At 62.2% G+C, this 847-nt stretch carries 1 protein-coding gene; it reads right to left on the bottom strand.

The genetic code is table 11. The features are described from left to right. Positions 1-48: 48 nt before the first annotated feature. The gene (gene istB / locus VQ045_RS21805; RefSeq protein ID WP_331831623.1) at positions 49-777 is read right to left on the bottom strand and encodes an IS21-like element helper ATPase IstB; all 729 of its coding nucleotides are present in this window, start codon (positions 775-777) and stop codon (positions 49-51) included. Between the last annotated feature and the right edge of the window lie 70 nt (positions 778-847).

Here is an 847-nt window from a genome sequence, read left to right as displayed (position 1 = left end):
TCGGGCCCCTTTGCATGTCGTTGATTTGATCGTGGCGACCGTTGAGGATCAGCTTCGGTTTTTGAACCGCCAACTCGTGTTGCCGGTTTCGACGATGTCGCAGTGATGCGTCAGCCGATCGAGCATGGCGGTGGTCATCTTGGCATCGCCGAAGACCTGCGGCCAATCGGCGAAGGCAAGGTTCGTCGTGATCAGCAGCGAGGTGTGCTCGTACAGCTTGCTGATCAGATGGAAGAGCAGTTGGCCGCCAGCCTGGCTGAACGGCAGATAGCCGAGTTCGTCGATCACGACGAGGTCGTAGCGCAACAGCTTCTCGGCCAGCCGGCCTCCTTTGCCAGCGGCCTTCTCCTGCTCGAGTTGGTTGACCAGATCGACCAGGTTGTAGAACCGCCCCCGGGCATGGGATCGAACGACGGCGGCGGCCACGGCGATCACCAGATGGGTCTTTCCCGTGCCTGTCCCGCCGATGAAGATGGCGTTGCGCTTGCTCTCCAGGAACGTGCCGGTGGCGATCTCGCGCACCTTGCCTTCGTCGATCGCCGTGTCGGCGAAGTGGAAGGCGTCGAGGTCCTTCAGCACCGGGAACTTGGCGCTGACGATCCGGTAGACGATGGAGCGGGCCTGACGATGGTTGTGCTCGGCCCGAAGGAGACTGGCGAGCAAAGGGTAGAGTTCGTCGCGGCGTTGCAGGCCTTTGCCGGTTATCTCGTCGAAGCTGGCGCGCATGCCGTGAAGCTTCAACTCGTCCATCGCTTCCAGAAGTTCATGACGCTCCATCACGCCACCCTCCGGATGCTGTCGTAGCGGGCGCAGTCGGCCAGCGGCGGCACCTTCAGGACCAGAGCCT

It is taken from the genome of Aurantimonas sp. E1-2-R+4 (genome assembly GCF_036549515.1).
Taxonomy (GTDB): Bacteria; Pseudomonadota; Alphaproteobacteria; order Rhizobiales; family Rhizobiaceae; genus Aurantimonas; species Aurantimonas coralicida_A.
Note: the sequence above shows the minus strand (reverse complement) of the source record. Positions and strands in the feature narration are given on the sequence as shown.

What these genes read in the sequence shown, in the direction of transcription:
- istB (WP_331831623.1), bottom strand. Translation starts at nt 777, where the DNA reads ATGGAGCGTCATGAACTTCTGGAAGCGATGGACGAGTTGAAGCTTCAC.